The organism is Streptomyces sp. NPDC048473, assembly GCF_043200155.1.
In the GTDB taxonomy this organism is placed as follows: domain Bacteria; phylum Actinomycetota; class Actinomycetes; order Streptomycetales; family Streptomycetaceae; genus Streptomyces.
This window is the reverse complement of record NZ_JBICXE010000114.1, coordinates 1-8135: the sequence shown is the minus strand read 5'-3', so window position 1 is coordinate 8135 and position 8135 is coordinate 1. Positions and strand designations below refer to the sequence as shown.

Here is an 8135-nt window from a genome sequence, read left to right as displayed (position 1 = left end):
TTCTTTCATGCCCGCGGCCGCACCCGTAACTCTGTCCAGATAGCCATCCGCGCCGCACACCTCGAACGAGATCCGGTTTGCCACAACGCACTAAGAGTCCTCCGGTCGGCGCCTGCCGCTTTCCGACGGCCAGTCCTTGACCCCGCTGCAACAACCCATCTGCGGGGCTTCCGATCACGAGGCATCATCAGGGGTTCACGGTTGTTCACCCTGTCGACCTTCCCCGTGACTTGTAACTCCCGGATGGAACGGGAGCCCTTGAGTCTGGTGGCCTGAGCTTCGCACCCGCCGTTGCCAGCGACGCACGTCAGGCCCGGGGACAGATCCTCGAACACTGATCCGTAACTACACCTTCGGCATCATCCGAACCTCCTCCGATGAAGCTCACTCAACTCGTGCGACTTTCGTGTCGCACCCCGGCCTCGGAGTACTACGGAGCCTCCGTCCTGCCCGACGGCCATCAGCCGGCGATGGGCCTGCCCTCCACCGGACTGGACGTCCGGACTGGGGCGACCGCGGGCAGTTCCCACGTTCACCACGGAATCGATCGACGGGTGAGGTGCCCAGCTCTACCCCGGCAGCATCGCCAGGGTCTGCCGCCTCGACGCCTGGTGGAACGAAACACCCCTCGCCCTCACACGCACGTCTCGACTGGCAGCCCTCGACCTCGCAGCATGAGACCAATTGGGCAACAGGGTCCGTCGATGTACTCGAAGAGCGCCAGGTTCGCCCTCGGCCCTGGTGGCCAGGGCGTCGGGCCTAGAGTCTCTCGCCGCCTGGTGCCCCGTGGGCCCCGGCGAGCTGCAGCACCTGGTGGACCAGCTGACCGCAGCGGAATGGCTCACCGAAGCCGTCGTCACCGACCTGCCCCCTTCCCTAGCCAGACCGGGCCGGTCAGGCCGACTCCCGGAACGCGGACGCAGGATCGCCGGTCAGTGCCTTGTTCAGAGCGGAGGCGATGCTGGATGGGGTGGGGTGCGTAAAGATGGCCGCCAGGGTGACGGTGTGGTTGAGGTGTGTGTTGATGTGTTCCATCAGGCGCATGGCGCTCAGGGAATCTCCGCCGGCGGCGAAGAAGTCCGTGTGGGGAGTGATGTTCTGCTGGCCGAGGAGACGGCGGTAGATGTCCATCACCTGGCATTCGGTCTGTTGCCGACGCGTAGAGGGGTTCTGCGGCGTCGGGCGACCGTCGGAATAGAAGGTCGGGCGGAGCGTGGAGTGGACCGGGTCCTGGTATGCGACCTCACTCAGCGGTAGCGCGATAAGGCCGGTGATGTGGGCAATATCCCCCTCGATGTTCCGGGGGAGCGATGCCAGGATCTTGTGCAGGGCTTGGTTCACGGCTTCTGCTAGTTCGTCGGTGAAGAGATCGGGCCGGTAACCCAGGCGTAGGCTCGTGGGCTCGCCTGGGACGACGATGAGTGACAGGGGGTTGTGGTACACGTCGTGGTCGGTCAGGACCGAGATCTCTACGGAGGAGCTGGCGGCGCTGAGCTTCTGGGAATCGACGGGGTAGTTCTCAACGACCACGCAGGTGTCGAACAGCGCCCGATGTCCGGTGATCTTGTGCAGGGTGGGCAGGCCGACATGGGCGAGGTCGCTCACGGTCCCTTGGCGTTCGAGTAGACGTGCGAGGACGTCTGAGACGGTTGAGCCGGGAGTGAGGCTGACGCGGACGGGGATGGTATCGATGCACAGTCCGACGATGTACTCGGCGTCGAGAACCTCTGGAGCTCGTCCTGCTGTAACGGATCCGAAGGCCACATCGGGTTGCTCGGTTAGGTGGGAGATGACCACCGCCCAGGCTGTCTGGATGAACGTGCTCAGAGTGAAGCCGTGGCGGTGGGCTGCCTCCCGCAACGCGCGGTCGGTTTCTTCGGAAAGATCGGAGATGATCTGCCGCGGACGGGCGGCAGTGTGGAGTGAACGCGCTGCGGGGGCGACGAGTGTCGGCTTGTCGAAGCCCGCGAGATAGTGCCGCCACTCCTCTACTGTGTCGGCGGTGTCGGTCGTGCTCTGCCAAGAAAGGAAGTCTGCGAACCGTGGCGCGGGAGGCAATTCGTCGTCATCTTGCGAGTACAGCGTGAAGAGATCATGCAAGAGCAGCGGGGTGGACCAGCCGTCCAACAGTAGGTGGTGGTTGGTGATGACCAAGGCATGGTGCCGGTGTGTGAGCCGGACAAGGGTGAAGCGCAGAAGTGGATCGGTGCGGACATCGAAGGGGCGCTCGCGGTCTTCCCTCATCACCGTTTTGAGGCGTTCCTGCTGGTCGTGCGTGCTCTCGGAGCCGGTTGTCAGATCGATGTCGGTCCATGACAGTTGGTACTGCTCGGGGATGATCTGCAGCGGCTCACCGGGGGTGGGAAGGAACTGGGCACGCAGGTTGGGGTATCGCTCCAGAAGGCTGCACGCCGCTGCCCGCAGCATGGCGGCGTCGATCGTGCCACTCAGGTCCAGCGCCAGTTGGGGGACGTAGGGGTCGGGCTCGCCATAGAGAGCGTGGGCGAGTAGTCCCTTTTGCAGTGGGGTGAGCGGCAAAATGTCAGTGACGGTCCGGTGCGAGGGAGCGACGCGGTCCAAGGTCTCCTGGTCAACGTGGACCAGGGGAAAGTCGGACGGGGTGCGGGTGCTGCCCGTCGGCCGACCGCATGCCGCCACAATTTCGTCGATCGCGTCCCTCCACAACCCGATCAGGGTGGAGATGGCGTCCGTGTCGAGTGACTCGGCTGCGAAGCTCCACGTGGCCCGCAGCTGCGGGCCCCCGTTACCGTCGACCACCATCGCATTGATTTCAATGGCCTGTGCCAACGGCATGTTCGCCTCGGCGCCCGCGGCGAGTTCGATGAGGTCGTTGTCAGGCGTCCAGTCGCCCTGCCCAGCCACACTTTGGCGGCCTAGGTAGTTGAAGCAGATCTGAGGCTCTCCGAGTGCCGCGAGGGTGTCGGCGGTGGAGTCATTGAGGTAGCGCAGTGCCCCGAACCCGGCGCCGCCATCCGGGACTGCGCGCAACTGCTCCTTGACGGCCTTGAGCGCCTGGTCCGCGCACAACGGAGTGCGGGTGTCGGGCTGGTCGGCCCACGGGTTCAGGCGTACGGGGAACAAGTTACTGAACCAACCGATGGTTCGTGACACATCCAGGCCAGCTGGGACGTCACCGCGGCCGTGGCCTTCGAGTGTGATGAGTACCTGCCCGTCATTGTCTCGTCCGCGTTCGCGGCTCCAGGCTCCGACGGCGAGCGTCAGCGCGGTCAGCAGCACGTCCTCGACGGTGACACGGAATGCAGAGGGGATCGACGTCAGGAGCTGCGTGGTGGTCTGCGGTGACAAGGACAGCGACTGGTGGCGGGCAGTGGCCGCAGTGTCGCGTTTCGGGTCCAGGGGCCGGCTGCCCAGAAGTGGGTCCGGCCCGGTAAGGACGCCCATCCAGTAGTCCAGCTCTGTCAGACGGCCGGAGGACTGCGCGTCGTCGTCCAGGTGCTGTGCCCACATACGCCAGGAAGTGGTTTTTAGGGCACCCTGGGTGGATTGTCCGGCGGCATGTGCTGCGGCGAAGTCGGCTATGTCCGAGAGCAGAATATGCCAGGAGACACCGTCCACGGCGAGGTGGTGGATCACCAAGAGCAGGCGGCCTGGTTGGTGGGGACCGGCGTCGAAGAAGACTGCTCTGAGCATGGCTCCGGAGCGGGGTGCGAGGAGCTGGCGGGACGATTCGTAGTGTGCCCGGACCGTGGTGGCGAGCTCCTCGGGCGGGATGCCGGCGATATTGAAGCAGGCGACGAGATCAGTTGCGGTGAATGTGGAATCGAGGGGAATAGCCAAGGTCCCGTACCCGGGGGCGCCAGTCCAATGCGCCCTCAGGACGTCGTGGTTAGCGAGCAAGCCGTCCACGATGTGATGGAGAGCAGCCATTGTGAGGCCGGGTGGTGTGCGCAGGACGAGGGCCTGGTGGAAACCGTCCGCCGTATCGCTGAACCGCTCCAGCCATCGTTGCATGGGCGTGGGCGGAACGACGCCGTGTGCGATGTCCTCCCCCGTTTTCTCGACTCGTTTCTCGGCGCCCCTGGCGTACCGGCTCAGCTGAGCGATGGTCTTGTGGGTGAACACATCTCGAGTGGTCAGGTGCAGACCCTGCTGGCGGGCACGAACCGTGAGCTGTATGGCGATGATGGAGTCGCCGCCCAGGTCGAAGAAACTGTCATCGACACCGACGTGCTCCAACCCCAGAAGGTCCACGAACAAGGGAACCAGCAGTCGTTCGGTATCGGTGCGGGGGGGTCTGCTGCCGGTAGTTCCTGCGATGCGAGGCATGGGGAGAGCGGAACGGTCTAGCTTGCCTGTTGGGGACAACGGCAGCACTGGAATCGCCACGCTGGCTGCTGGCACCATGTAGGCGGGTAGCCGGTCGGAAAGCCACTCCCGCAGGACAACGGGATCGAGGTCTGCATCGCCGTCAGGGATCACGTAGGCCACCAGGCGCCGGATACCGGGCTTGTCCTCGCGGACGATGGCAGCCGCTTGTGCGATGGAGGGGTGGGCCAGCAGGGTTGTCTCTATCTCGCCCAGTTCGACGCGGAAGCCGTTGACGCGCACTTGGTCGTCGGTACGGCCGATGAACTGCAACTGCCCGTCCGGTGTCCACCGCATCAGGTCACCCGTACGGTACATACGCGACCCGGGTGGACCGAAGGGGTCTTCGAGGAACCGTTCGGAGGTCTGTTCCGGACGGTTGAGGTAGCCGCGCGCCACGCCATCGCCCGCGATGTACAGCTCTCCCGGCGTGCCGATGGGGACCAGTTCGCGTCTGTCGTTGAGGACATAGACCCGCGTATTCCAGATCGGCCTGCCAAGGACCGGGCGAGGCGACCTGTCATAAGGGGCCATGAGCGTGTCGATGGTGCATTCGGTGGAGCCGTACACGTTGTACGCCGTCACATCCGGGTCGGAGCCCAGCACATTCCAAAGCCGGGAACCCACCGCCTCCCCGCCGAGCAGCAGTACTGCGGGCTTCCCTTTCCCGTCCAGCATCCCGCTGGCAACCAATTGCTCGGCATGCGAGGGGGTGGTATCGAACATATCGATACCGTGGGCGGCGATGTACGCGGTGAGCTCGCCCGCATCGTGGCGGGTGTCGTCGTCCAAGATGTGCATTTCATGGCCGTCGAACATCCACAGGAGTGTGCCCCAGATGATGTCGACCGAGAGCGAGGCGGTGAGCGCGACCCGGAATCTGTCCTTTCCGCTCCAGGCGACGGCCGGTCTGATCAGTTGCCCGCGGTGGTGGTGGAAGAGGTGGGCGATGTTGCGGTGTTCGATCACGACGCCCTTGGGTCGGCCTGTGGACCCCGAGGTATGGACGGCGTAGAGAACATCGGACGCCAGGATCGGACGTGCATCGCCGGGTTTTGCGGACGTCGCCTCGGCCAGTACGTCGTACAGGTGCGGATCGTCCAGAAGCAGCGTCCGGTACTGCTCGCCCTCGGCGATCGTCCCGATGGTGTTTCCGTCGCTCACGATCAGTGTCGGCTGGGTGTCGGACAGCATGAAGGCGACACGGTCGGCTGGGAAAGTAGGATCGATCGGCACATAGGCCGCACCTGACTTCACCACAGCGAACAGTGCCACGACGGCATTGAGGGACCGTGGCAGGGCTACCGCCACATACTGACCCGCTCCCACAGACCAGGCCCGCAAAACCTCGGCGATCCGGTCGGACTGCTTATCGAGTTCCGCGAAGGTCATGCGGTCATCGCCCGCGACCAGTGCAACGGCATCCGGTGTCCGGTCTACCTGCTCACGAAGGATTTGCGGGACAGTGCTAGGAGGAAAAGGATGATCACTCCCGTTCCACTCGATGAGCAGACGATGACGCTCCGCCTCGGACAGAAGGGGGAGATCGCCCACCGTGCCGTCCAGACGCTCCAGGAACGAAGCGAGGAAACGGACGAACCGGTCTGCGTGGGCCCGAACCTCCTGCTGGTCGTAGCGGCCGGGATTGGCGTCAAAGACGAATTCCACTGATTCATTGCGCGGGTCACTGAACACGGACACCGCGATGTCGTCCACCGGCCCGTTGGACAGGTTGTGCCCTACTGCCGTGCAGCCCGCGAGGTCAAGAGACCGGTCGAACGGCATGATATTGACCGATGGGCCTGCGAAGTCCTGCGCCGACATGGCTAGGTCGCGCAAGATCTCCTCCCGCGGGAAGCGCTGATGCCGCAGCAGCGCACGCATCTCGGCGGTCATTTTCCGGACCAGTTCGGCCACACCCGTCTCCGGCGAGAGGGAGACCGCGAGCGGCAGTTCGTTGGAGGCCATGCCAAGGGTCGAGCGGGCTGATTTTCCGACGCGAGCCAGCACCGGAAGGGCCAGCACGACGTTACCGGCACCTGTCATGCGGTGCACATACGCAGCCACCGCGGCGGTGATGACGCCTCCCCACGTGGTCCGAAGGTGTCGTGCCGAGGTCTTCAACCGCTCGAAGACGTCCACAGGTAGATGCGCGTGATGGCGAAGAGGCACCCCCGATGTTTCCAGGCTGCCGCCATCGGTTGCCAAATCGGGAGCCCTGTACGCGGCAGGAATGCGTTGGCGCCAAAAAGCCCGATCCATGGAGAACTCGTCAGAGATCCGGTAGCGGGCCTGGGAGTCGAGAAGGTCGGCCAGTGAGCCGGAAGCCGGCTGAGGAACGGTCTCGTTCAGTTGGGTAGTGTAAAGGTGGGCAATACGTTGCCGTAAAAGAAGACCCGAGAATCCATCCGCCACAATATGATGAGAGAAGGAAGACCAGTAGTAAAGATTTTCATCGAGTTGCAGTAGGAGCGACGAGAAAAGCCGATCTGCGAGAATGTCATGAGACTTCTCAACCTCATCGAGCATCAGGCGCATGGCGGCCGCCCGGGGATCCTCCTTGCCTGTCAGATCGATCACAGGCAAGGAGAAATCCCCGGGGTGCACCTCTTGGTGGACCCGCCCACCTTCCTTGACGATGCGCATCCGAAGCGTTTCGGCTTCCGATAAGCCCTGCACGTAGGCCTGCTTGAATGCCTGAAGGTTAAGATCGCCTTTTATCTCCACATATTCAGCAATATTATAGAATGCCGCTGGATCTAATTGAATAGCATTCCATATTTCCTCCTGTGCGTAGGAGAGTGGGTATCTGGGCATCTTGACATCAGGCATCAAAAATACTCCACGAGAACAGATCGGCGCACCCATGCTGGGTGCGGGGACAAAGATTTGGGGCAGAAGGAGGCGCTCCGAGGTGAACCTGCCTCGGCAAGAATCCTTTCCGCAGATCGGACGAGTAGCTCATTATGCCGCGCTCTCAGCTTTGAAACTAGCGGAACTTCTACCCACTGCAACCTTAATAACCTCAAGTCAGCTACCGATGAGTAAATTTCGTGACCATCATCACGGTGGAAATTTTCGATCCTTTATGTTTAAACAACCTAGCGAGTCCATTTGGCCGGAATTGGGATACGCGCCATCATTTGACGTCAAACGAAAAGGAGGTGAAGGTGAACGAATTATTGACCCGAAACGCTTGTGATTCTGGGTCGTTGGGCTGGGTGTGAGTGATCTGGTGGGGGACGCGTGGCATCTGTCGCCGGCGGCGCAGGAGGTTCTGCGGTTGCGGGCGGTGGCCGCGCTCGTGGCAGGGCGGGACCGTGAGGACGTTGCGGCGGTGTTCGGGGTGTCGCTGAAGGCCGTGGACAACTGGTGGGCGAAGTGGCAGGCCGGAGGCCGGGACGCGCTGCTCGCCCGGCCGAAGGGCCGTCCGGTGGGCGTGCATCAGGTGCTGGGCGAGGCGGAACAGGCCGCGGTGCGGCAGGCGGTACTCGACCACCGACCGTGTGATGTGGGCTGGTGGGCCAGTTGTGGACCCGGCGCCTGGTCGGTGACCTGATCGCGAAGCTGTACCGGGTGCGGCTGACCGAACCCGGCGTGGGCAAGTACCTCAAGAGGTGGGGGCTTTCCTTCCAGCGTCCCGACAAGCGGGCCGTGGAACAGGACCCCGAAGCGGTGCGGCGCCGGCATGACGAGACCTGGCCGGCGATCCGGACGAAGGCGAGGGCCGAGGGCGGCGAGGTCCTCTTCGCCGACCAGGTCGGCGTCCGTTCCGACCAGGTCACCGG

At 63.5% G+C, this 8135-nt stretch carries 1 protein-coding gene and 1 pseudogene; one reads left to right on the top strand and one right to left on the bottom strand.

The window, feature by feature from the left end; genetic code table 11:
* Window positions 1-894: 894 nt before the first annotated feature.
* A complete protein-coding gene (locus ACGFU7_RS46985; RefSeq protein ID WP_393704849.1) occupies window positions 895-7179 on the bottom strand; it encodes an amino acid adenylation domain-containing protein in 6285 nt (2094 codons plus the stop codon).
* 451 nt (window positions 7180-7630) lie between these two features.
* Here ACGFU7_RS46985 and ACGFU7_RS46980 point away from each other — a divergent pair.
* A pseudogene (locus tag ACGFU7_RS46980) lies at window positions 7631-8135 on the top strand (winged helix-turn-helix domain-containing protein); the annotation flags it as partial.

Excerpts from the sequence above, each read along its gene's own strand:
- ACGFU7_RS46985 (WP_393704849.1), bottom strand. The coding sequence starts at position 7,179 with ATGCCTGATGTCAAGATGCCCAGATACCCACTCTCCTACGCACAGGAG.